Annotated in this window: 1 protein-coding gene; it reads left to right on the top strand. The window is 67.1% G+C overall.

What is annotated here, in order from left to right; translation table 11 throughout:
• Nucleotides 1-25 precede the first annotated feature (25 nt).
• The coding region (locus MFF64_RS37670; RefSeq protein ID WP_238194232.1) for a helix-turn-helix domain-containing protein at nucleotides 26-213 on the top strand (188 nt) is incomplete at its 3' end.

Raw genomic sequence — 213 nt, 5'->3', positions numbered from 1 at the left:
ACCCAAACGGTCACGCGACGGACCGCTGGATCGGGCCCTCGCCATACTGACCTTCGTGGCCGAGCAGAAGAAGGCGCTCTCGGCCGCGGAGATCGCCGATGCGCTCGCCCTGCCGATACCGACCGCGCATCGTCTCATCGGCAACCTCGAGGAACGCGGCCTCGTCCAGAAGGCCCTCGGCACCAAGCGGTATGTCGTCGGGAGCAAGCTGGT

The sequence above is a fragment of the Methylobacterium frigidaeris genome (assembly GCF_022179185.1).
GTDB lineage: Bacteria > Pseudomonadota > Alphaproteobacteria > Rhizobiales > Beijerinckiaceae > Methylobacterium > Methylobacterium frigidaeris.
The sequence above is the reverse complement of the archived record's forward strand: the minus strand, read 5'-3'. Positions and strand labels throughout refer to the sequence as shown.